The organism is Streptomyces chattanoogensis, from assembly GCF_001294335.1.
In the GTDB taxonomy this organism is placed as follows: domain Bacteria; phylum Actinomycetota; class Actinomycetes; order Streptomycetales; family Streptomycetaceae; genus Streptomyces; species Streptomyces chattanoogensis.
On the sequence record NZ_LGKG01000013.1, the window covers coordinates 254706 to 274906 of the forward strand.

The following is a 20201-nucleotide window of genomic DNA, read 5'->3' on the forward strand; positions in this document are numbered from 1 at the left end:
CGCGCTCCCGCCACGAAAGGTCCCCGATGCCCGAGCCCCGCCACACCCTCGCCGTGATCGTCGGCAGCACCCGGGAGGGCCGGTTCGCGCCCGTCATCGCGAACTGGTTCACCCGGCACGCCGAGACCCACGCCCATATCGACGTCGACGTCATCGACCTGGACACCGTCCGCCCGTACGAGCTCCGCGGCGGCACCGAGGCGTACGAGTCCTTCGCCAAGCGGGTCGACCGGGCGGATGCGTTCGTCGTGATCACCCCGGAGTACAACCACTCCTTCCCGGCCCCGCTCAAGCACGCGATCGATCTGCTGCGCCCTCAGTGGCAGGCCAAGCCGGTGGGCTTCGTCTCCTACGGCGGGATCTCCGGCGGCCTGCGCGCCGTAGAGCAGCTCCGCCTGGTTTTCGCCGAGTTGCATGCCACCACGGTCCGCGAGACGGTCAGCTTCCCGCTCGCCGGCAACCTCTTCGACGAGCGGGGCGAACTGCACGACCCGGCCCCGGCGGCAACGGCCGCCGACGCCCTGCTGAAGCAGCTGACGTGGTGGGCGGTGGCACTCCGGGAGGCCCGGCTGGCGCGGCCGTACGGCGCGTAGCCCGGCCGCGCCCGTCGCTCCGGCTACTCGCGCTCCGGGCCGGTCGCCCGGTCGACCAGGGCGGAGACCAGTTCGTCCGTCCCCTCGGCCGGCACGACTCCCGGCAGCGTGAGCTGCTCCACCATCAGCCCGGTCATCGCCAGGTACATCAGCATCACGGCCGTACGGTCGCCCGGCAGACCGCCCTCCAGGTGGAAGCGGAGGTTCTCGTCGAGCGATTCCCGCATGACCCGGGTCAGCTCCGCCTGCAGCTCGGGCCGCCGGGTCGCCTCCAGGCGCAGCTCCAGCATCGCCAGATAGCCCGTACGGTTCTCCGTCACCCGGCGGTTGATCCAGTGCATCAGCTCGACCACCAGCGCCCGGCTCGGCGGGGCCGCCATCACCTCGGCGACCTCGTCCGGGTCGGGTGCGATGCACTGATGGACCCGGTCGGTGACCTGGCTCAGCAGGTCGTCGCGGCTGGAGAAGTAATTGGACGCGGTGCCGTTCGGCACCGCCGCGGCGGTGTCGACGGCCCGGAAGGTCAGCCCACGCGCCCCGTCCCGCGCCAGCACCTCGATCGCGGCGTCCACCAGTGCCGTACGCCGCTCCGGGTTACGCACCATCCCGGCCTCCACTTGATCAAAAACTCCGGGCCGAAACCCCTTGCAACCACTACAGGAAGAGTACTACAAATGAAGCACTACGACCGGAGTGGTTAGCCGGGGGCGGGTGATGTGCCGCCGTCGGCTCCGACCTGCACCGCACGAACCCGTACACAAGGAGCCCTATGCGCATCACCAAGACCGGCACCGCCCTGCTCGCCGACGATGTCGCCGCCAGCACCCGCTTCTACGCCGACCACTTCGACTTCCGGCCGCTCGCCGAGCTCGGCTGGTACGCCTCCCTTCAGCACCCTCAACACCCCGACTACACCCTCGACTTCGTGCAGCGTGGCCATGAGGCCATGCCGGCGGGGTTCCGCGGCCAGGGGACCGGCGGCGTACTCCTCGGCTTCCTGGTGGCGGATGCCGCGGCCGAGGAAGCGGCCCTGCGCGGCAAGGGCATCCCCCTCGCGGAACCGCTGCGCGACGAGCCCTGGGGGCAGCGCCGCTTCAACGTCTGGGCCCCCGAGGGCACCCTGATCGAGGTGATCCAGAACATCGATCCCGACCCGGAGTGGATGGCGGCACAGGGCCTGTGACGCCGGCCCGGGGCCGGGTGGCAGCCACCGCCGGACCGGACGACCCGGACCGGACGGCACCGGCGGCGTCACCCGGCGGAGGTCCGGCCGCCCGCACCGGCATGCCGCTTCCGCGCGGCGTCCAGCTGCCGGTCGAAGCCGTGCTGCGTGGCGTCGCACCACCGCATGAGGTCCACCAGCAGTTCCTGGAGGTTCTCGCTCGGGGTGCGCCGCCAGCCGCCTTCGGACAGTCCGTAGAGCTGCAACGCCTTCTCTGCACGCGCCAGTTGGTCGTCGGTCACCGTCATCGCCCCGCCTCTTCCGCTCGTCCCGACCCGCCGCGCACCTCGCGGCGGACGTTTCAATGCAAGCGTATCGGTACGCGATGCAAGCGCACCGGAACGCCCGGAGGCAACCGGAATTCCCTACCAGGACACCTCCCCCGCGACCTGACGCGTCGTCGCATTGAGGCGGTTGAAGAGGTTGGTCATGCCGATCCACAGGATCAGGGCGGCGAGCTGCCGCTCGTCGTAGTGGTCGGCGGCGTCGTCCCAGATCGCGTCCGGAACCGGGTCGGGACGGTCGGCCAGCCGGGTCGCGGCCTCGGCCAGCGCCAGGGCGGCGCGCTCGGCGTCGGTGAAGTACGGGGCCTCCCGCCAGGCGGCCACCGCATGCAGCCGCTCGTCGGTCTCGCCCGCCTTCTTGGCGTTTCTTGTGCCCAGGTCCACGCAGACGCTGCAGCCGTTGATCTGGCTCGCGCGAAGATGCACCAGCTCCAGCGTCGCCTCCGGGACACCGCCCTGCTTCGCCGCCTTGAGGACGGCCAGCATCGGCTGCATGGCCTCGGGGAGGACCGCGGCCGGGTTCTGCATACGTGCCTTCATCACTGCTCTCCTCGGGATTCCGTCGTCGCCTCTGCGTCGCCACTTCTGCGTCGTCATAGGTCTGACGGAACCCGAGGAAGGAATGTGACCGGCGGCGGCCGGGAATTTACGGAGCTACGCTTCCGCCCCCTCGGCCGGCCGCTCCTGCACGGCCCAGCCGTTGCCGTCCGGATCGCTGAAGTAGACGAACGAGTTCCACGGCTCACCGGGCCCGTCGGCCAGCGCTCCGTTCTCCACGTGCTGCACGGGACCGGCCGCCACGCCCCGCCCGACCAACTGGGCGCGGGCCGCCGCGATATCGGAGACCACCAGCTGCAGCCCCTGCACCGAGCCTGGCTCCGGCTCGGCGACGCCCGCCCCCACGGCGATGACGATGGAACAGCCCGACCCCGGCGGCGTCAGCTGCACTATGCGCAGGTCGTCCCCGACGCGGGTGTCGTGGTCGACCACAAAGCCCAGCTGCTCGCTGTAGAAACGCTTCGCCCGGTCGATATCGGACACCGGAACCGGCACCAGTTCGAGCTTCCAGTCCATGCCCATGGCGCGTCGTCCTTCCCTCGAAGGGCTCGAAGGGACGGACAAAAGTGTAGATACCGGGTGACGGATGCGCTTGCGCTCGGATCACCGGCCGTCCCTGGGCGGAAAAACCTTGACGGAGTGAGTACTCACTCCGTACCGTGAAGGTCATGACGCAACGAAGCTCAGGAACGCCGCACGCCGCCCCGGCTTCACCGCCGGCCGCACAGCCGTCCGAGACCCCGACTGCCGCCGCGCCCCGCCGCCGCGCTCCCGGTATGAGCGTCGAGCAGCGCCGGATCATGATCGTGACGGCCGCGCTGCCGCTGGTCGCGGAGTACGGAGCGGCCGTCACCACCAGCCAGATCGCGCGCGCCGCCGGAATCGGGGAGGCCACGATCTTCCGGGCGTTCAAGGACAAGGACGAGGTGCTGGACGCCTGCGTGGCGGAGGCGGTCGGCACGGACCATGTGCTGCGCGAGCTCGCCTCCATCGACCTGGCCGAGCCACTCGGGATACGGCTGACGGAGGCGGCCGAGGCGCTGCACGCCCATCTGGAGCGAGTGGGCGCCGTGGTCGGCTCGCTGCACGCCTCCGGTCACCGCCGCGGCCGCGAGCCCGCCCACCCCGCGGACCGCCCGGCGCCGGACAGCCGGGCACGGTCCATGACGGCCCTGCGCGACGGCGTCATGGACCTGATAGAGCCCGACCGGGACGCCCTGCGCCTGCCGCCGGAGAAGGTCGCCGCCGCCTTCCTCGGCCTGCTCTTCACACGGATGCAGGCCCCGGCCGCCGAGGCCGACGCCCCGCTGACGCCGGAAGAGCTCATCGCCGTACTGCTGCACGGCACCCTCAACGACCCAGGGAGCAGCCGATGACCGTCACCCTCAACCACACCATCGTCCCGGCCGTCGACCACCTCGCGGCCGCCCGGCGCTTCGCGACGGTCATGGGGCTCGAGGAGCTCCCGCCGGCCGGCCGCGAGGGGCACTTCGCCCCCGTCCGCGTGAACGACACGCTCACCCTCGACTTCATGACCGTGCCGGATCCCCAGGGGAGCCATCTGGCCTTCGACGTCGACGCCGAGACCTTCGACGGGATCCTCGCCCGCCTCCGGGCCGCGGGCATCGCCTACGGCAGCAGCCCCACCGAGCCGGAGAACGGCCGGACCGACCATCCGCTGTGCGCCCGCGGCCTGTTCTTCGCCGATGAGGGCCGGATTCTCTACGAGATAATGGCCCCGGCCTGACCGGGCCCGGCGGGGTGCCGGCGGCCGGGGCTCACCGGCCGCCGGCCTCAGCGGCCCACGAACGTCAGGTTCACCTCGTCGTACCGCGTGCCGGCGACCCGGCCGGCCGGGGCCGCCGCGTCGATGGCGGCGAGTTCCTCGGGGGAGAGTTCCACGGCCAGCGCGCCGAGGTTCTCCTCCAGGTACTTCTGCCGACGGGTGCCGGGGATCGGCACCACATCGTCCCCGCGGTGCTGCACCCAGGCCAGCGCGAGCTGCCCGGCGGTGACGCCCTTCGCGGCGGCCAGCTCGTTGAGCTTGTCCACGATGGCCAGGTTCTGCTCGAGGTTGCCGTCGGCGAAGCGCGGCTGGGTCCGGCGTACATCGGACTCCGGCAGCCCCTCCACCGAGGTGTAACGCCCGGTCAGGAAGCCGCGCCCGAGCGGCGAGAACGGCACCAGGCCGATGCCGAGCTCACGGCACACCGGTGCGATCTCGTGCTCCAGATCGCGGGTCCACAGCGACCACTCGCTCTGCAGCGCGGCGATCGGATGCACCGCATGGGCCCGCCGGATGGTGTCGGCGCCCGCCTCGGACAGGCCGAGGTGGCGCACCTTCCCGGCCGCGACGAGTTCGGCCATCGCGCCGACCGTCTCCTCGATCGGGACGTCGGGGTCGACCCGGTGCTGGTAGTAGAGGTCGATGTGATCGACGCCGAGCCGACGCAGCGAGGCCTCGCAGGCCTGCCGTACATACGCGGCATCGCCCCGGATCGCGGTGGGCTCACCGAGCCGGTTGGCGAAGCCGAACTTGGTCGCCAGCACCACCTCGTCCCGCCGCCCGGCGATGGCCCGCCCGATCAGCTCCTCGTTGTGTCCGGCGCCGTAGAAATCGGAGGTGTCCAGCAGGGTGACGCCGAGGTCGAGGGCCCTGTTGATGGTGGCGATCGACTGCGCGTCGTCCGATTCCCCGTAACCGTGGCTCATGCCCATGCACCCGAGCCCCTGCGCGGAAACCGCCAGCTCACCAAGGTGACGCGTGGAAATGTTGGTCATGCTGCTGCCTCCTGGCGCCGTACCGTGGACGGATTCCCGGGCCTTCCCCGTGATCCCGTTCCAGACGGTAGGAGTTGGAGCGCACTCCAAGTCAACCGCGCGGCGCGGAAGGCAGGGACCGGTGGCGGAGCCGGACCCGCGGCCGTCTTCGGCCACGGCTCCCATTAGGGTCGCGGCGTGAACGCGAACTCTCCGGTCCCGCCCGCCGCTTCCCCTTTCAGCGACGCCTTGGTGCACGTCGCCGCGCCGCACGCCGCCTGGGCCGTGGAACAGCTCGAAACGTTCAACGCCTTTATGCCGACCGGGCCGTGGACCGCGGACCTCGACCGCCGGCTCTATCAACAGGCGGGTCGCGACCTGCGCATCTCCGTCCTGGGCAGCTATGACGCGACCGATGGCTCATGGCTGTGGGGCTGGGCCAACCCCGGCTTCCGGGGCACCCCGGTGGTCGGTGCGGCGGAGTCCTTGCGGGAGTTCGGGCAGGCGCACGGGGTGCCCGAGTTCACCGAGGAGGTTCTCGGGCTGGGCGGGTGCGCGGACCCGCGGATGGCGGTGGAGACCCTCGCGTTCGCGGCGATGGGTGTGCTCGGTGCCGCCGGATACATCGGTGTCCAGGCCTCCCCCGACGCGCGGCTCTATATGGTCCCGGACGACCCGCAGGTGCCGAGGGCCGCACCCGACCCCGTAACGCTGCCGCGCATGCTGCTCACCGGCGCCGGAGTCCACCCGGGCGGCCCGGCACGGTCGGTGGTCTCCGGCTACTTCGACCGGCACCGTCTGCCGCAGCGCCCCGGCCCCGGCCGGATCAGCGCCGAACTGCCCGGCGGCGCCGCGGTCGACGTCTCCTTCGACGACGCCGGGCGCATCGCCTCCGTCGAAGTCGGGACCATCGGGGCGTAGAACGGGCCCCGCAGCCCGGCCCGTCGCCCACGCGCCATCAGATACTCTTGCCGTCCCCAGCAGTGGACCCACCGAGGAGGTGAGACCGATTCCCCGCCAGAGCAGGCAGGTGCTCCCGTCTCACGCCGTACGGTCCGCCGGACTCAGGTGACCGTCCGGCACATGTGACCCGGGAGCGCCCCGCAGCGTCCCGAAAGGCTCACCGCCGCATGTCGTACCACCGGTCGTCCTCCCACCCGTTCGCCGACCCGCTCCCCGGCTCCTCCCCCAGCGCGACCCTCCACAGCGCACCCCTCTTCCCGCTGACGGATGCACCAACTGCCCCTACCCGCACGTCACCGGACGGGTCCCCAGCGGTCTCCCGTCCCATGGTCATAGCCAGGCTCCGCGCCGCGGGCTGTGTTTTCGCGGAGGACGAGACCGAGCTGCTCATCGCCACGGCGCGCACCCCGGCCGAACTCGCCGCCATGGTGGAACGGCGGGCGCTCGGCCTGCCGCTGGAACACGTCCTCGGCTGGGCGGAGTTCTCCGGCCTGCGGGTGGCCGTGGACCCGGGGGTCTTTGTGCCCCGCCGCCGTACCGAATTCCTCCTCGGCCGGGCCGTCGCCCTCGGCCGCCGGGCCGCCCGCCCCGCCCCGGCCCCTGTCGTCGCCGTCGACCTGTGCTGCGGCTCCGGTGCGGTGGGCGCCGCGCTGGCCGCGGCGCTGGAGCGGGTCGAGCTCCATGCGTCGGACATCGAGCCCGCGGCGGTGCGCTGTGCCCGCCGCAATGTCGCCGCCGCCGGTGGCGAGGTGTACGAGGGTGATCTCTTCGCGCCGCTGCCCGCCGCCCTCCGGGGCCGTATCGACATCCTGGTCGCCAACGTCCCGTACGTACCGTCCGAGGAGGTCGGTCTGCTCCCCGCGGAGGCCCGTGAGCACGAGCCGCGGGTGGCGCTCGACGGGGGTGCGGACGGGCTCGACGTCCTGCGCCGGGTGACCGCCGCGGCGCCGCAGTGGCTGGCGCCCGGCGGCCATCTCCTCGTCGAGACCAGCGAACGCCAGGCCGAGCGGGCCGTGGAGACCGTTGCCCGCAGCGGACTGGTACCGCAGGTGGCCGTCTCCGACGAGCTCCACGCCACGGTGATCATCGGGACCCGGCCGGCGGAACCGGCAGCGGTCACCGTCGAGGAGTGAGCGGCTCGAGGAGTGAGCGGCTCGAGGAGCTCAACGCCACGTGTAGTTGCCGTCCGTGAAGGCCTCCAGCCCGGCGTCGGCGACGGTGGCACGCGGGTGCGGGAGCGCGGCGAGGGCCGGTCCGACCGGGGGGTAGACCGGCAGCCCGGCCGTCTTCCGGTAGTCGATCCACTCGATCGCGCCCACGTCGTGGGTCCCGTCGGGCAGCTCGTCGCACTCCTCGGTGGCCAGGTCCGCGCGGACGTCCCCGCCGATGCGCAGGCGGTGGATCAGATGCAGCTTGCGCGGTGACGGGGCGGGCCCGGGCCGGGTCACCCTCTGGTCGATCACCCACAGCAGCTCACCGCCCTCGGCCCGGTCCGTGTCGAGGGCGAGTTCCTCGGCCAGTTCCCGGCGGAGCGCCTCCGGCAGGCTCTCGCCGTCCTCGACGTTGCCGCCGGGAACGCTGTAGTGGTCCCCGCCGGGCCGCTCGCGTCGGATGAGGGCGATCTCGTCACCGCAGAACACCAGCGCGGCGGTACGGATCTTGACGTGGGAGAAGGGCGGTGCCGCCGCGGCGGCTCCCGGGGTGATCGTCATACCGCCATGATGGCGGGCCGCCCGCCAGGGGCCCGCCATCTCTGGACGTCAGTAGATCGGCTCTAAATGGCCAGCACAACGGCCGCGGCAGCGCCCCCCAGTCCCAGTGCGACGCCCGCCTCACGCCAGCCTCCCTTCCCCCACCGGAAGGGGCGGTCGAGGGAGAGTCGGCCGGGGCCGATGGCGGCGATGGCGAGGGCGACGGACGCGATGGACATGTTGTACTCCAGCCCCTCGGGCGCCCACAGGCCGTGCGCCGCGGTGACGGTGACCATGGCGTTGATCATCACGCCGATCACGGCCGCGGCCGCCAGCGGGGTGAACAGCCCCAGCGCCAGGCCGAGCCCGCCGAGGAATTCGGAAAGGCCGCAAATGACGGCGTAGACCTTGCCAGGGTGGTAGCCCAATGCGTCAAACCCTTTGCCGGTTCCCGTCAGGCCCATGCCACCGAATATCCCGAAGAGTTTCTGGGCACCGTGTCCCGCCATCACCAGCCCGAAGACAATTCTGACAAGGAGCAGACCGCAGTCACCGGCGGACACCGACGGCCGCGCCGCGGTGCCGGTGTCGGGCGGGGGAGAGGCGCGCAGTCGCTCGGCGTTGTGTTTCATCGGGAGCTCTCTTCCGCATCGAGATCCCCGGGCGGAGCCGACCGGCCGCCCTGGGACCGGCAGATCGGGGTGGTGCAGTCACGCGGCGTTCACCCTCGCATGCGATATGCGAAAGGCCACGGCACTGCCGGGCGGCGGCCGGGACGCGGTGGGTCGGAAAAGCGGCCGGGAAACAGCCGGAATATCGCCACCGTTGCCGTGTCGGTCCGGGGTCCCATATCGGTCCGGGCGGGCCGCCGGTATTCCTCACAATGAGGCGCGTCGGCTTGTGGTGATCAATTCGTCATTTCTTTGGCTTTCAGCTTCTCATGCCGACCCCGCGAGAGGGGAGGGCGTACGCGCACCGACCCTCCGACCGCTGCGTAGACAGCGTCTACGACCTCTGGTAGACACTGTCTATGCATGCCTCCACGCCACCCACCCCGCCGGAACCGCCCACGCCCCTGAGCGGCGATCAGGAACCGGGCCTGCGCGCCCGCTTGGTGGACGTCGGCGTCGACCTCGTGACCCGGGAGGGCGTCCAGGCCCTGTCCCTACGGGAGATCGCCCGCCGGGCCGGGGTCTCGCACGGGGCGCCGCGCCGCTACTTCCCGACCCATCTCTCCCTGCTGTCCGCCATCGCCCGCCGCGGCTTCGCCGACCTGGGCGCCAGAACCACGGAGGCGCTCGGCGGCCACGGCGGCGACGGCAGCCCCGGGGACAGCAGCCAGGACAGCAGCACCGACGGCCGGGCCGCCGCCCGCGCCCAACTCCGCACCCTGGCCCGGGTCTACCTGGACTTCGCGCTCAGCCACCGCGGCATGTACGAGCTGATGTTCCGTCACGACCTGCTGGAGAGCAATCAGCTCGGCCTGCGGGACACCAGCCTGCCGCTCTTCGGCGTACTCGTCGGGCTCGTCACCCGCGCGCGGACCTGGCCGGAGGGGGAGCCGGACAGGACGCCGGAGCTCGTCGCGGGCGCGCTGTGGAGCACTCTGCACGGCATCGCCCAGCTGTGGGGCTGGGGCAGCCTGCAACTCGCCACCGGCGCCGCCGATGTGGAGCCGCTGCTCCGCGCCGCGGTCGATGCGCACCTGGGCCCGGAGGAGGGCCGGTGACCTCGACAGCGAGCCCCGAGCGCCACCACCTGAGCCCTCGACGGCAACGCCACCACCGGCGCCTCGCCCTCACCGGCAGCATCGTCGGCGCCGTCATCGTCGCCCTCGACGGCACCGTGCTGACCGTCGCCCAGCCCACCCTGCAACGGGACCTGCACGCCTCCTTCGTCCAGGTCCAGTGGACCAGCACCGGCTACCTCATCGCCGTCGCGAGCCTGCTCGTCTTCGCGGGCCGGCTCGGGGACCGGTACGGCCATCAACAGGTCTTCGCCCTCGGCATCCTGGGCTTCGGCGCCGCCTCGGCAGGGATCGGCCTGGCGCCCGGCGCCGACTGGGTGATCGGTCTGCGGATCGCCCAGGGCATCTTCGGCGCACTGCTCCAGCCGGCCACCCTGGGCATGCTGCGCGCCGCATACCCGCCCGACCGGCTCGGCATGCCCATCGCGCTGCGGACGAGCGCCATCGGGCTGGCGGCCGCCGCCGGTCCGGTCATCGGCGGCGCGCTGACCGCGCACCTGGGCTGGCGGGCCGTCTTCTTCCTCAACGTCGCGCCCGCGCTGGTCATCGGCGTACTGGCGCTGCTCGTACGGATACCCGCGCCCCGCGGGGGCGCGACCCCCACCCGTCTCGACCTGCCCGGCGCCGGTCTGCTCGCGGTGGCCCTGGTGTGCCTGGTGCACACCCTCATCGGCATCCCGGACGCCGGCTGGACCGTGGGGACCGCACTCGGATTCCTTGCGATGACGGCGGCCGGCATCGCGTTCGTCCGGCACGAACGGCGCACCGCCGACCCGCTGCTGCCGCCGGACGTCCTCGGATCGCCGACCGTCGCCGCGGCCCTGGCGATCCTCCTCGCCGCCTCGGCGTCGCTGTTCGGCACCCTCTTCGTCGGCACCTATTTCCTGCAGAACGTCCTCGCCCTGGACCCGTTCCAGAGCGCGCTGCGGGTACTGCCCCTGGCCGTGATGATGGTGCTGAGCGCGCCCGCCTCGGCCGTACTGCAGCGCCGGTACGGTCCCCGGCGCACGACCGCCGCGGCGATGACCCTGCTGACCCTCGGAGTCCTCCTCCTCTCCCTCCCCGGTTTCGGGCGGTCGTCGACGACGGTGACCACGGTGGCGGTCAGCGGCGGTTTCCTGCTTCTGGGCGCCGGGTTCGGGACGGTGATGGTCACCGCGACGGCCGTCATCGTGCGCCATGCCTCCGCGGCCCACGCAGGGGTGGCGGGCGGCCTCCAGCAGACCGCGATGAACATCGGCCCGACGCTGGGCGTGGCCATGGCGACCATGCTGGTGAGCCTCGGCGCCGCGACGGGCGCCACGCTCCTCGTCCTGGCCGCCGTCGCCGCGATCGGTGCGCCGCTCGCCGCCGGACTGCCCGGCCGCGGCGAGAGGTGACCGGGCCGGCGGCCCCGGCTTCGGCCTACTCCTGCGCGGCCGGCCGGTAGGTGCACACCTGCACGCCCGTACCGCTGGTGACGGCCGAGACCAGCTCGAGCGTGCGCAGCGCACCGTCGCCGGGGAAGATCGTCTTGCCGCCGCCGAGGATCACCGGCTCGATCATGAGCCGGAGTTCGTCGACCAGGCCCTCGCCCAGGAGGGTGCGTACGAGGGTGGGGCTCCCCATGACCAGCAGGTCGCCGCCGTCGGCCGCGTGCAGCTCCCGGATACGGGCGACGGCCTCACCGCCGGGGATGCGCGTGGTGTGCGCCCACGTCAGCTCGTCCTCGCCCAGCGTCCCGGACACGACGTACTTCCGGATGGCGTTCATCCGGTCGGCGAACGGATCACCCGCCCGCTCGGGCCACGCCGCGGCCATCGTCCGCCACGTACGGCGCCCGAACAGCAGCGCCTCGGCGTTGTTCAGCGCCTCGTCGAAGACGCCGCCCATCACCTCCGGATCGAAGAACGGGTGCGACCAGCCGCCGTGGGCAAAGCCTCCGTCGGTGTCCTCGTCGGGTCCGCCCGGCGCCTGCACGACGCCGTCCAGGCTCATGAACTCACTGACCACGATGCGCATGGGTGCGCTCCTCTCCCTCTGTTCCGATGCCGGACGTCGGATGCCGGATGTCGGATGTACGGCATCGGACGTCGGCGGTACGGCGATGGAGACTGCCGCACCGCTCCGGAATCATCGGCGCCCTCGGGCCCCGGAGAGTGATCCGGCACACATAGCGGTACCGCCCGACGCACCGAAACAGCCCCGGTCAGCCGCCGACGTAGTCCGCCAGGTGCTCGCCGGTGAGGGTGGCGCGGGCGGCGACGAGGTCGGCGGGGGTGCCCTCGAAGACGATGCGGCCGCCGTCGTGGCCGGCGCCGGGGCCGAGGTCGATGATCCAGTCGGCGTGCGCCATGACCGCCGGGTGGTGCTCGATGACGATGACCGACTTGCCGGCGTCGACGAGCCGGTCGAGCAGGCCGAGCAGCTGCTCGACATCGGCGAGATGCAGGCCGGTGGTCGGCTCGTCGAGGACGTAGACGCCGCCCTTCTCGGCCATGTGGGTGGCCAGCCTGAGCCGCTGCCGCTCGCCGCCGGACAGCGTGGTGAGCGGCTGGCCGAGGGTGAGGTAGCCGAGGCCGACATCGGAGAGCCGGGTGAGGATCTTGTGCGCGGCCGGGGTGCGCGCCTCGCCGTCGGCGAAGAACGCCTCGGCCTCGGTCACCGGCATCGCCAGCACCTCGCTGATGTCGCGGCCGCCGAGGTGGTGGTCCAGCACCGATGCCTCGAACCGCTTCCCCTCGCAGTCCTCGCAGGTGGTGGCGACGCCGGCCATCATCGCCAGGTCGGTGTAGAGGACGCCCGCGCCGTTGCACGTGGGGCAGGCGCCCTCGGAGTTGGCGCTGAACAGCGCCGGTTTGACGCCGTTGGCCTTCGCGAACGCCTTGCGGATCGGGTCGAGCAGGCCGGTGTACGTCGCCGGGTTGCTGCGCCGCGAGCCGCGGATCGCGCCTTGGTCGACCGAGACCACACCCTCCTCTGGAGCCCCCGACCGCTGACCCAGCGACCCGTGCACGAGCGAGCTCTTCCCGGATCCGGCGACGCCCGTGACGACGGTCAGCACGCCGCGGGGAATGTCGACGTCGACGTCCTGCAGGTTGTGCGTCGACGCGCCGCGGATCGCCAGCTTGCCGGTGGGCTTGCGCACCGTCGACTTGAGGGCGGTGCGGTCGCCGAGGTGGCGGCCGGTGACGGTGCCGCCGGCCCGCAGCCCGTCGACGGTGCCTTCGAAGCAGACGGTGCCGCCCGCCGTACCGGCGCCGGGGCCGAGGTCGACGACGTGGTCGGCGATCGCGATCGTCTGCGGTTTGTGCTCCACGACGAGCACCGTGTTGCCCTTGTCCCGCAGCCGCAGCAGCAGGTCGTTCATCCGCTGGATGTCATGGGGGTGCAGGCCGGTGGTGGGCTCGTCGAAGACATAGGTGACGTCGGTGAGCGAGGAGCCGAGGTGGCGGATCATCTTGACGCGCTGTGCCTCGCCGCCCGAGAGCGTGCCCGACGGCCGGTCGAGCGCGAGGTAGCCGAGGCCGATCTCCACGAACGAGTCGAGGGTGTGCTGCAGCGCGGTGAGCAGTGGCGCCACCGAGGGTTCTGCGAGGCCGCGGATCCACTCGGCCAGGTCCCTGATCTCCATCGCGCAGGCGTCGGCGATGCTGATCTTCTTGATCTTCGACGAGCGGGCGCCGTCGCTGAGCCGGGTGCCGTCGCATTCGGGACAGGTCGTGAAGGTGACCGCGCGCTCCACGAACTCCCGGATGTGCGGCTGCATCGCCTCCTTGTCCTTGGAGAGCATCGACTTCTGGACCCGCGGGATCAGCCCCTCGTAGGTCATGTTGATGCCCGCGATCTTCATCCTGGTCGGCTCGCGGTGGAGGAAGTCGTGCAGCTCCTTCTTGGTGTACTTGCGGATCGGCTTGTCCGGGTCGACGAAGCCCGACTCGCTGTAGAGCCGGGAGTTCCAGCCGCCGCCCTTGTAGCCGGGGACAGTGATCGCGCCCTCGGCCAGCGACTTGGAGTCGTCGAAGAGCTCGGCGAGATCGATGTCGGAGACCGTGCCCCGGCCTTCGCAGCGCGTACACATGCCGCCGGTGCGCTGGTAGGTCGCCTTCACCGTCTTCTTGTCGCCGCGCTCGACCGTGATCGCGCCGCTCGCCCGGACCGAGGCGGTGTTGAAGGAGTACGCGCTGGGCGGGCCGATATGCGGCCTGCCCAGCCGGCTGAAGAGGATGCGCAGCATCGCGTGGGCGTCGGTGACGGTGCCGACCGTGGAACGGGGGTCGGCGCCCATCCGCTGCTGGTCGACGATGATCGCGGTCGTCAGCCCGTCGAGTACGTCGACCTCGGGCCGCGCCAGGGTCGGCATGAAGCCCTGTACGAAGGCGCTGTAGGTCTCGTTGATCAGCCGCTGCGACTCCGCGGCGATCGTGTCGAACACCAGAGAGCTCTTGCCCGAACCGGAGACGCCGGTGAACACCGTCAGGCGGCGCTTCGGTATCTCGATGCTGACGTCCTTGAGGTTGTTCACCCGCGCGCCGTGCACACGGATCAGATCGTGGCTGTCGGCAGCATGCGGTGCAGGCGGCTGCGCGTCCGTCCTCTTGGCCATGCCTATCGGGTCTCCATGGTCAGGTGGGTCAGGTGGGTCAAGTGGGTCAGCGGCTCTGGGCGAAGCGCAGCATGTTGCCCGCGGGATCGCGGAAGGCGCAGTCACGGACGCCGTACGGCTGGTCCATCGGCTCCTGCAGCACTTCGCCGCCCGCGGTGCTGATGCGCTCGAAGGCGGCGTCGACGTCGTCGGTCGAGAAGATGACGCCGCGCAGCAGGCCCTTGGCGAGCAGTTCGTCCATGGCCTGCTTGTCGGCGGGCGAGGCGTTCGGATGCGCCAGCGGCGGTTCCAGCACGATCTCCACGCCGGGCTGCGACGGCGAGCCGACCGTCACCCAGCGCATTCCCTCGAACGCGACGTCGTTGTGCACCTCGAGTCCGAGCACGTCGCGGTAGAAGGCGAGCGCCTTGTCGTGGTCGTCGACGGCGATGAAGCACTGCGAAAGCTTGATGTCCATGCGGCTCACGCTACGGGCGGGCCGCCCGCTGCGCTTCTCCGTTCCTGACCGGTTCTCCGTTCCCGACGGGTTCTCCGTTCCCGACGGGTTCTCCGTTCCCGACCGGTTCTGCGGCCCCGACCGGTTCCGCGTTCCTGACCGGCCGCGTGAAGATCTTGGCGACGCAGGCCGGGACGGCCGCACCCTCCTCGTGCCGGCGCGCACGGTAGGCGCTCGGGCTCTCGCCCACCAGCTCGGTGAACCGCGAGCTGAACGACCCCAGCGAGGTGCACCCGACCGCGCAGCAGACCTCCGTCACCGACAGGTCACCGCGCCGCAGCAGGGCCTTGGCCCGCTCGATCCTGCGGGTCATCAGATAGCTGTACGGCGTCTCCCCGAAGGCGGCGCGGAAGCTGCGGGAGAAGTGGCCCGGCGACATATGGGCGGCGCGCGCCAGCGCGGGGACGTCGAGCGGCTCCGCGTAGTCGCGGTCCATCAGGTCACGGGCTCTGCGGAGCCGTACCAGGTCCGCAAGCGGAAGCGTCACCGGACCAGCATCGCACGGCCGCCATGAGGCGCGGCGCCCTCATCGGCAGGCCAGAACACGCCACCCCCACTTTTGCTAGCGCTTGCTTGCAATAGTTAGCACAAGCGTGCACCATGGAGTCATGGCATCACTCAACGTCGGCAATCTCGGGGAGTTCCTGCGGGAACAGCGGCGCACGGCGCAGCTGAGTCTGCGGCAGCTCGCGGATGCCGCGGGGGTGTCCAACCCGTATCTCAGCCAGATCGAGCGCGGCTTGCGCAAGCCGAGTGCGGAGATCCTGCAGCAGCTGGCGAAGGCCCTGCGGATTTCCGCCGAGACGCTGTACGTCCAGGCCGGGATCCTCGATGAGCGACAGGGGCTCGACGGAGTCGAGGTGCAGACCGCGATACGCACCGACCCGTCGCTCAACGAGAAGCAGAAGCAGGTCCTGCTGCAGATCTACGAGTCGTTCCGTAAAGAGAACGGACTCGGAAGTGGCGCGGACCGCACTGCGAGCGGGCATGAGAACGGGCGCGGTCCGGACTCCCCAGAGTCAGAGGCCGACGGCGGCCCGCACGCCACCTGAGCAACCGATTCCGTTTCCAGGAGGAAGAACGCATGGCCATCACCGATGACCTCCGCAAGACCGTCACCGACGCGACCCCGCTCTACGCCCTGGCCGGGGCCGCCGATCTGGCCGTCGAAAAGCTCGGCGAGGTGCCGACACTCGTCGAGAAGATCCGTGCGGAGGCACCCAAGGCCTTCGAGTCGGTGAAGGCCACCGACCCGAAGGACGTGCAGGACCGCGTCACCAAGCAGGCCAAGGAAGCTCAGGACAAGGTGGCCGAGCTGCTCGGCACGCTGGACGGCGACCTGAAGAAGGTCCTCGACCAGGTGCAGGAGGTCGCGCTGCGGGGCGTCGGCCGTGCCGCCGAGACCGCCGTGCAACTGCGCGAGACGTATGACGAGCTGGCCAAGCGGGGCCACGGCGCGGTGGACAAGTGGCGCGGGCAGACCGCCGACACCTTCGAGGACCTCGCGGTGGCCATCGAGCCCGAGCCGGCCGCGAAGTCCGAGCCCCAGTCGCAGCCGACGGTGAACCACGACGCGAGCAAGCGGGAGACCGCCACCGCGAACGGCACCAGGACCGCGGACGACAAGCCGACCGGGGCGAAGAAGACCGCTCCGGCGGCGCGCAAGCCGGTGGCGAAGAAGACCACGCCGCCCGCGGCGAAGTGATGCGGCGCGTGCCGTCATGACGTCGTGACGTCTGTCACTTTGCGCTGAGCCGGCGAGTGGGCCGGGCACACTCCGGGTGCCCGGCCCGTTGTTCGGTTACGGTGGGCCCGCACAGGCCGGGACCGACAGAGAACGAACGGGTGGTGGCAGCGTGCTGGTGTTCGGCTTCATGGAGCTTCTGTACTGGGTCGGAAAGGCCCTGGGCGTGTACGCCGCCGTCATGCTGATCGATGCCGCGATGCGCCGCGAGGACGCCTACCGTGCGGCAGACAAGCAGAACAAGGGCATGTGGCTGATCTTCCTCGGCCTGGCCACGGCGCTGCTCCTGCTGATGCCCGTCGATGCCTTCCTGCCGGTCCTCGGCCTGATCGCGGTGATCGTCTACACCGTGGACGTCCGGCCGGCGTTGCGCCAGGTCTCCGGCGGCGGTGGCCCGCGCCGCGGCGGCTCCAGCTCGGACGGTCCGTACGGGCCGTACAACGGCGGGCGATAACCCCTTGCCCCCCGGCCGGGAGACCCGGCCCCGGCTATCTCCGGTCCAGCAGCAGGACGGCCACGTCGTCCGTCAGCTCGCCGCCGTTGAGATCGCGCACTTCGCGCACCGACGCAGCCAGCAGTTCCTCGCCCTGGAGGCCGGCCGCCATCTGGCGGCTGACCAGGTCGGTCATGCCGTCCTGGCCCAGGCGCTGGTTGCCCTCGCCGATGCGGCCCTCGATCAGGCCGTCGGTGTACATCATCAGGCTCCAGGAGCCGCCCAGCTCGACCTGGCGGCGCGGCCAGCGGGCGTGCGGCAGCAGGCCGAGCGCCGGGCCGCCGAACTCGTACGGCAGCAGGCGCGGCGGGCGTCCCGCACGGGCCAGCAGCGGCGCGGGGTGGCCGGCCAGGCACAGGCCCGCGCGGCGGCCGTCGGGGGAGATGTCCACGGTGCACAGGGTCGCGAAGATCTCGTCGTCGGAACGTTCGTGCTCCAGCACCTTCTGGAGGGTGGCGAGGAGTTCGTCGCCGCACAGCCCGGCGAAGGTCAGCGCCCGCCAGGCGATGCGCAGCTCGACGCCGAGGGCGGCCTCGTCGGGGCCGTGGCCGCAGACGTCGCCGATCATGGCGTGGACGGTGCCGTCCGGGGTGCGGACGGTGTCGTAGAAGTCGCCGCCGAGCAGCGCGCGGCTGCGGCCGGGGCGGTAGCAGGCGGCGAACCGCAGATCGGAGCCGTCGAGCAGCGGGGTGGGCAGGAGGCCGCGCTCGAGGCGGGCGTTCTCCTGGGCGAGCATCCGGGACTCGGTCAGCTGGCGCTGGGCGAGGTCGGCGCGTTTGCGTTCGACGGCGTAGCGGACGGCGCGGCTGAGCACGGAGCCGTCCAGCTCGTCACGGAAGAGATAGTCCTGGGCGCCGACGCGTACGGCGTCGGCGGCGCGCTCCGCGTCCGTCTCCGAGGTGAGGACGAGGACGGCCTGCCCGGTCGCCATCCGCAGCACCTCGTGCAGGACGCCGAGCTCGTCGCCGGGGCAGCCGTCATCGCCCGCATCGCACCCGGCGTGCTCGGGTGGAGCCAGGTCGAGCAGGATGCAGTCCACATCGTCGGTGAGCAGCCGCTCGGCCTCGGTGAGATTGCGGGCGGTGCGCAGCCGGGCCCGGCGGCCCGCCCAGTCCCACATGTCGGGGACGGTGCTGTTGGGGTCCTCGCCTATGAGGAGCAGGGTCAGGCCCTGGGGCAGCGCGCCGTGGGCGGAACCGTCCGCCGTCACCGCGGCGTCCATCTCCTGGGGAGAGGCATCACCCGACACCGGTGCGACGGCCGGCTGCGCGGCATTCGCGCAGGCGTCATCCACCGGTCCTGCCTGTGGCGGCAGCACAGCCGTCCGCTGGTGCGGTACGGGTACGGGCATTCCTCGGTTCCTTCCCTCCCCCCGAGGGGCTGGCGGCACGCCGAGCGACGCACCACCGTGCCCGTTTTCGCCCCGCTCATCGGACAAATGAGTCGAGACACCAACAGGCGCTGAGAGGCGACCATAGCGTCAGTGCCGAGCGGTTTGGAATGGCCGACGGCAATCGGCCAATGTCATATGCGGCGGCTCATCTGCGTGTTTGGGGCGGGGCGGGCGGAAAGCGGAATGACGAATATCACCCCGCCTGACCGAATCCTGACCGTGTGCAGTGACGGGCGGTTAACCGCCCGATACCGATCAATCCGGTCATTTATCGGTGGCCCAGATCACGATTCGGGCCGCCGCACTCCCCCGCTAATCGGTCCCCGGCTTATCGGTCCGGTGCTTATCGGTCCGATTCGGCATCCGGCCGTACGACCCCCAGGATCGGCATCGAACCGGCGCCGGTGATGGTCACCTGGCGGCCCGGACGCGGCGCGTGCACGATCGCGCCGTCGCCGATGTACATGCCCACATGGCTGGCGTCCGAGAAGTAAATGATCAGGTCACCCGGCCGCATGTCCTTGATCGCGACCCGGTGCAGCTGCCGCCACTGCTCCTGCGAGGTCCGCGGAATCGTCGTGCCGCCGGCCTGCCACGCGCGCAGCGTCAGACCCGAGCAGTCGAAGGTGTCCGGCCCTTCGGCGCCCCATACATAGTCCTTGCCGATCTGTGCCGTGGCATACGAGATCGCCTTTTTGCCGAAGCGGGACGCTTTGTTGTCGATCTCCTCCAGCACACCGGAGTCAAGCCATTTCTGCTGCTGCCGCAGCGCCAGCTCGTCCTCCAGCTTCTTGAGCCGTTCCTTTTCCTTGGCGGCCAGCCGGGATTCGAGTTTCTTCGCCGCGTCGATCTGTTTCTTGATGTCCCGCCGCGCGCCGTCCTTCTTCTTGCGGTTCTCTTCGAGCCGCTCCCAGCGGTCCGTGGCGGCCTGCGAATAGTCCTCCAACTCGCCCTTCGTCCGGGAGAGTTGGCCGATCACGCGCTTCGCCGCCTGCTGCGCCTTGCGCATCAGGGTGGCGTTGTCGAGGAATGCGCCGGAGTCGGCGCCGAGCACCAGCTTGGCCTCGGAGGGCATTCCGCCGCTGCGGTACTGCGCGCTGGCCAGCGCGCCCGCCTGGCGCTTGAGGGCGGCCAGCCTCTGCTGGGTGCGGTCGATGTTCCGGGCCAGCTTGACGATCTCCTTCTGCTGGAGCTCGACCTGCTCCTTGGCCCCGTTATAGGCGTCGGTGGCCCGCTCCGCCTTGCGGTAGAGATCGTCGATCTTCTTCCGTACGGCCTCGAGGCGCTTGAGCGACTCCCCGGCGGAACCGGAATCCACCGCCGCCGGTGCCGCGTTCCGTTGCTCCCCCGCCTTCGGATCCCCCGCCTTCGGATCCCGCGCCCCGGGATCCGCGTATGCCGCCGTCGCCGTTCCGCCGAGCAGGCCCATGGCACACAGGACCACCGCGGTACCCACGACGACCCGGCCGCCCCGCCCGGCGTTCCGGCCCCCGTTGCCCCGTACGTCCCGAACGCCCTGCCGTGCCCCCTGGCTCCCCACCAGCCACCTCCGGTCGTTCCGCACCGATTCGCGTGTTCGTCTCCGGCGCGGATGCTGCCATACCTGCCGGTAATTCAACAGGGCGACGGGCCGTCGCGTCGGGGTGCGGACGACATCACACGGGGCGCAGGC

At 71.2% G+C, this 20201-nt stretch carries 24 protein-coding genes; 11 read left to right on the plus strand and 13 right to left on the minus strand.

Going from position 1 to position 20201, the window contains the following annotated elements; all coding sequences use genetic code 11:
• Nucleotides 1-26 precede the first annotated feature (26 nt).
• Nucleotides 27-593, plus strand: a complete 567-nt coding sequence (locus ADL29_RS05385) for an NADPH-dependent FMN reductase (protein ID WP_053922577.1) — start codon at nt 27-29, stop codon at nt 591-593.
• A 23-nt stretch (nt 594-616) separates the two neighbouring features.
• On the opposite strand, the gene ADL29_RS05390 is transcribed toward ADL29_RS05385, so the two are convergent.
• Nucleotides 617-1198, minus strand: a complete 582-nt coding sequence (locus ADL29_RS05390; protein ID WP_053922632.1) for a TetR/AcrR family transcriptional regulator — start codon at nt 1196-1198, stop codon at nt 617-619.
• 164 nt (nt 1199-1362) lie between these two features.
• Between ADL29_RS05390 and ADL29_RS05395 the strand changes: the two genes are divergently transcribed.
• On the plus strand, nt 1363-1776 hold the full coding sequence (locus ADL29_RS05395; RefSeq protein WP_053922578.1) for a VOC family protein: 414 nt from the start codon (nt 1363-1365) through the stop codon (nt 1774-1776).
• A gap of 68 nt (nt 1777-1844) precedes the next feature.
• Here ADL29_RS05395 and ADL29_RS05400 read toward each other — a convergent pair whose 3' ends face one another.
• The 3 genes from ADL29_RS05400 to ADL29_RS05410 all read right to left on the minus strand — a co-directional run bounded on the left by ADL29_RS05400 (nt 1845) and on the right by ADL29_RS05410 (nt 3173).
• Nucleotides 1845-2063, minus strand: a complete 219-nt coding sequence (locus ADL29_RS05400) for a hypothetical protein (protein WP_053922579.1) — start codon at nt 2061-2063, stop codon at nt 1845-1847.
• Between the two features lie 117 nt (nt 2064-2180).
• Nucleotides 2181-2639, minus strand: a complete 459-nt coding sequence (locus ADL29_RS05405) for a carboxymuconolactone decarboxylase family protein (RefSeq protein ID WP_053922580.1) — start codon at nt 2637-2639, stop codon at nt 2181-2183.
• 114 nt (nt 2640-2753) lie between these two features.
• A complete protein-coding gene (locus ADL29_RS05410; RefSeq protein WP_053922633.1) occupies nt 2754-3173 on the minus strand; it encodes a VOC family protein in 420 nt (139 codons plus the stop codon).
• 284 nt (nt 3174-3457) lie between these two features.
• Here ADL29_RS05410 and ADL29_RS05415 point away from each other — a divergent pair, with 284 nt between their 5' ends.
• Nucleotides 3458-4033: a TetR/AcrR family transcriptional regulator gene (locus ADL29_RS05415; RefSeq protein WP_078970763.1), complete on the plus strand. Its 576-nt coding sequence runs from the start codon at nt 3458-3460 to the stop codon at nt 4031-4033.
• Nucleotides 4030-4404 carry a VOC family protein gene (locus ADL29_RS05420; protein WP_053922582.1) on the plus strand — a complete coding sequence of 125 codons (375 nt, stop codon included), beginning with the start codon at nt 4030-4032 and terminating at the stop codon, nt 4402-4404. Before ADL29_RS05415 ends, ADL29_RS05420 begins: the two co-directional genes overlap by 4 nt.
• Before the next feature lie 47 nt (nt 4405-4451).
• Here the strand turns inward: ADL29_RS05420 and ADL29_RS05425 are convergent, their stop codons facing one another.
• Nucleotides 4452-5438: an aldo/keto reductase gene (locus ADL29_RS05425; protein WP_053922583.1), complete on the minus strand. Its 987-nt coding sequence runs from the start codon at nt 5436-5438 to the stop codon at nt 4452-4454.
• Nucleotides 5439-5615: 177 nt separating this feature from the next.
• Here ADL29_RS05425 and ADL29_RS05430 point away from each other — a divergent pair, with 177 nt between their 5' ends.
• Together ADL29_RS05430 and ADL29_RS05435 are read left to right on the plus strand one after the other, a co-directional pair.
• Entirely contained in the window at nt 5616-6338 is a 723-nt protein-coding gene (locus ADL29_RS05430) for a DUF6882 domain-containing protein (RefSeq protein ID WP_245689146.1), read from the plus strand.
• 368 nt (nt 6339-6706) lie between these two features.
• Nucleotides 6707-7513: a putative protein N(5)-glutamine methyltransferase gene (locus ADL29_RS05435; RefSeq protein ID WP_053922585.1), complete on the plus strand. Its 807-nt coding sequence runs from the start codon at nt 6707-6709 to the stop codon at nt 7511-7513.
• A 30-nt stretch (nt 7514-7543) separates the two neighbouring features.
• Here ADL29_RS05435 and ADL29_RS05440 read toward each other — a convergent pair whose 3' ends face one another.
• Entirely contained in the window at nt 7544-8092 is a 549-nt protein-coding gene (locus ADL29_RS05440) for an NUDIX domain-containing protein (RefSeq protein WP_053922634.1), read from the minus strand.
• A 62-nt stretch (nt 8093-8154) separates the two neighbouring features.
• Nucleotides 8155-8703, minus strand: a complete 549-nt coding sequence (locus ADL29_RS05445; protein WP_078970757.1) for a DoxX family protein — start codon at nt 8701-8703, stop codon at nt 8155-8157.
• Between the two features lie 398 nt (nt 8704-9101).
• Here ADL29_RS05445 and ADL29_RS05450 point away from each other — a divergent pair, with 398 nt between their 5' ends.
• On the plus strand, nt 9102-9800 hold the full coding sequence (locus ADL29_RS05450) for a TetR/AcrR family transcriptional regulator (RefSeq protein WP_078970758.1): 699 nt from the start codon (nt 9102-9104) through the stop codon (nt 9798-9800).
• The gene (locus ADL29_RS05455) at nt 9797-11197 is read left to right on the plus strand and encodes an MFS transporter (protein WP_245689147.1); all 1401 of its coding nucleotides are present in this window, start codon (nt 9797-9799) and stop codon (nt 11195-11197) included. The genes ADL29_RS05450 and ADL29_RS05455 overlap by 4 nt, the downstream gene beginning before the upstream one ends.
• Nucleotides 11198-11222: 25 nt before the next feature.
• Here the strand turns inward: ADL29_RS05455 and ADL29_RS05460 are convergent, their stop codons facing one another.
• The 4 genes from ADL29_RS05460 to ADL29_RS05475 all read right to left on the minus strand — a co-directional run bounded on the left by ADL29_RS05460 (nt 11223) and on the right by ADL29_RS05475 (nt 15335).
• Complete coding sequence (locus tag ADL29_RS05460; protein ID WP_053922586.1) at nt 11223-11819, minus strand: dihydrofolate reductase family protein; 597 nt, start codon at nt 11817-11819, stop codon at nt 11223-11225.
• A gap of 187 nt (nt 11820-12006) precedes the next feature.
• Complete coding sequence (locus ADL29_RS05465) at nt 12007-14403, minus strand: ATP-binding cassette domain-containing protein (protein ID WP_053922587.1); 2397 nt, start codon at nt 14401-14403, stop codon at nt 12007-12009.
• Between the two features lie 46 nt (nt 14404-14449).
• On the minus strand, nt 14450-14860 hold the full coding sequence (locus ADL29_RS05470; protein WP_046930914.1) for a VOC family protein: 411 nt from the start codon (nt 14858-14860) through the stop codon (nt 14450-14452).
• A gap of 10 nt (nt 14861-14870) precedes the next feature.
• Nucleotides 14871-15335, minus strand: a complete 465-nt coding sequence (locus tag ADL29_RS05475) for a helix-turn-helix transcriptional regulator (protein ID WP_053922588.1) — start codon at nt 15333-15335, stop codon at nt 14871-14873.
• Between the two features lie 172 nt (nt 15336-15507).
• On the opposite strand from ADL29_RS05475, the gene ADL29_RS05480 reads away from it, so the two are divergent.
• From ADL29_RS05480 to ADL29_RS05490, 3 genes are all read left to right on the plus strand, one after another.
• On the plus strand, nt 15508-15951 hold the full coding sequence (locus ADL29_RS05480; RefSeq protein WP_053922589.1) for a helix-turn-helix domain-containing protein: 444 nt from the start codon (nt 15508-15510) through the stop codon (nt 15949-15951).
• A 32-nt stretch (nt 15952-15983) separates the two neighbouring features.
• Nucleotides 15984-16604 carry a hypothetical protein gene (locus ADL29_RS05485; protein ID WP_046926673.1) on the plus strand — a complete coding sequence of 207 codons (621 nt, stop codon included), beginning with the start codon at nt 15984-15986 and terminating at the stop codon, nt 16602-16604.
• Nucleotides 16605-16755: 151 nt separating this feature from the next.
• Nucleotides 16756-17097: a DUF2516 family protein gene (locus ADL29_RS05490; protein ID WP_046926674.1), complete on the plus strand. Its 342-nt coding sequence runs from the start codon at nt 16756-16758 to the stop codon at nt 17095-17097.
• Between the two features lie 34 nt (nt 17098-17131).
• Here ADL29_RS05490 and ADL29_RS05495 read toward each other — a convergent pair whose 3' ends face one another.
• Nucleotides 17132-18487, minus strand: coding sequence for a PP2C family protein-serine/threonine phosphatase (locus ADL29_RS05495; protein ID WP_053922590.1), 1356 nt, complete (start codon nt 18485-18487; stop codon nt 17132-17134).
• A 385-nt stretch (nt 18488-18872) separates the two neighbouring features.
• Nucleotides 18873-20069: a C40 family peptidase gene (locus ADL29_RS05500; protein WP_425424200.1), complete on the minus strand. Its 1197-nt coding sequence runs from the start codon at nt 20067-20069 to the stop codon at nt 18873-18875.
• Nucleotides 20070-20201: the final 132 nt, after the last annotated feature.

Excerpts from the sequence above, each read along its gene's own strand:
- ADL29_RS05385 (WP_053922577.1), top strand. The coding sequence starts at position 27 with ATGCCCGAGCCCCGCCACACCCTCGCCGTGATCGTCGGCAGCACCCGG.
- ADL29_RS05390 (WP_053922632.1), bottom strand. The coding sequence starts at position 1,198 with ATGGTGCGTAACCCGGAGCGGCGTACGGCACTGGTGGACGCCGCGATC.
- ADL29_RS05395 (WP_053922578.1), top strand. The coding sequence starts at position 1,363 with ATGCGCATCACCAAGACCGGCACCGCCCTGCTCGCCGACGATGTCGCC.
- ADL29_RS05400 (WP_053922579.1), bottom strand. The coding sequence starts at position 2,063 with ATGACGGTGACCGACGACCAACTGGCGCGTGCAGAGAAGGCGTTGCAG.
- ADL29_RS05405 (WP_053922580.1), bottom strand. The coding sequence starts at position 2,639 with ATGAAGGCACGTATGCAGAACCCGGCCGCGGTCCTCCCCGAGGCCATG.
- ADL29_RS05410 (WP_053922633.1), bottom strand. The coding sequence starts at position 3,173 with ATGGACTGGAAGCTCGAACTGGTGCCGGTTCCGGTGTCCGATATCGAC.
- ADL29_RS05415 (WP_078970763.1), top strand. The coding sequence starts at position 3,458 with ATGATCGTGACGGCCGCGCTGCCGCTGGTCGCGGAGTACGGAGCGGCC.
- ADL29_RS05420 (WP_053922582.1), top strand. The coding sequence starts at position 4,030 with ATGACCGTCACCCTCAACCACACCATCGTCCCGGCCGTCGACCACCTC.
- ADL29_RS05425 (WP_053922583.1), bottom strand. The coding sequence starts at position 5,438 with ATGACCAACATTTCCACGCGTCACCTTGGTGAGCTGGCGGTTTCCGCG.
- ADL29_RS05435 (WP_053922585.1), top strand. The coding sequence starts at position 6,707 with ATGGTCATAGCCAGGCTCCGCGCCGCGGGCTGTGTTTTCGCGGAGGAC.
- ADL29_RS05440 (WP_053922634.1), bottom strand. The coding sequence starts at position 8,092 with ATGACGATCACCCCGGGAGCCGCCGCGGCGGCACCGCCCTTCTCCCAC.
- ADL29_RS05445 (WP_078970757.1), bottom strand. The coding sequence starts at position 8,703 with ATGAAACACAACGCCGAGCGACTGCGCGCCTCTCCCCCGCCCGACACC.
- ADL29_RS05450 (WP_078970758.1), top strand. The coding sequence starts at position 9,102 with ATGCATGCCTCCACGCCACCCACCCCGCCGGAACCGCCCACGCCCCTG.
- ADL29_RS05460 (WP_053922586.1), bottom strand. The coding sequence starts at position 11,819 with ATGCGCATCGTGGTCAGTGAGTTCATGAGCCTGGACGGCGTCGTGCAG.
- ADL29_RS05465 (WP_053922587.1), bottom strand. The coding sequence starts at position 14,403 with ATGGCCAAGAGGACGGACGCGCAGCCGCCTGCACCGCATGCTGCCGAC.
- ADL29_RS05470 (WP_046930914.1), bottom strand. The coding sequence starts at position 14,860 with ATGGACATCAAGCTTTCGCAGTGCTTCATCGCCGTCGACGACCACGAC.
- ADL29_RS05475 (WP_053922588.1), bottom strand. The coding sequence starts at position 15,335 with ATGGACCGCGACTACGCGGAGCCGCTCGACGTCCCCGCGCTGGCGCGC.
- ADL29_RS05480 (WP_053922589.1), top strand. The coding sequence starts at position 15,508 with ATGGCATCACTCAACGTCGGCAATCTCGGGGAGTTCCTGCGGGAACAG.
- ADL29_RS05485 (WP_046926673.1), top strand. The coding sequence starts at position 15,984 with ATGGCCATCACCGATGACCTCCGCAAGACCGTCACCGACGCGACCCCG.
- ADL29_RS05495 (WP_053922590.1), bottom strand. The coding sequence starts at position 18,487 with ATGCCCGTACCCGTACCGCACCAGCGGACGGCTGTGCTGCCGCCACAG.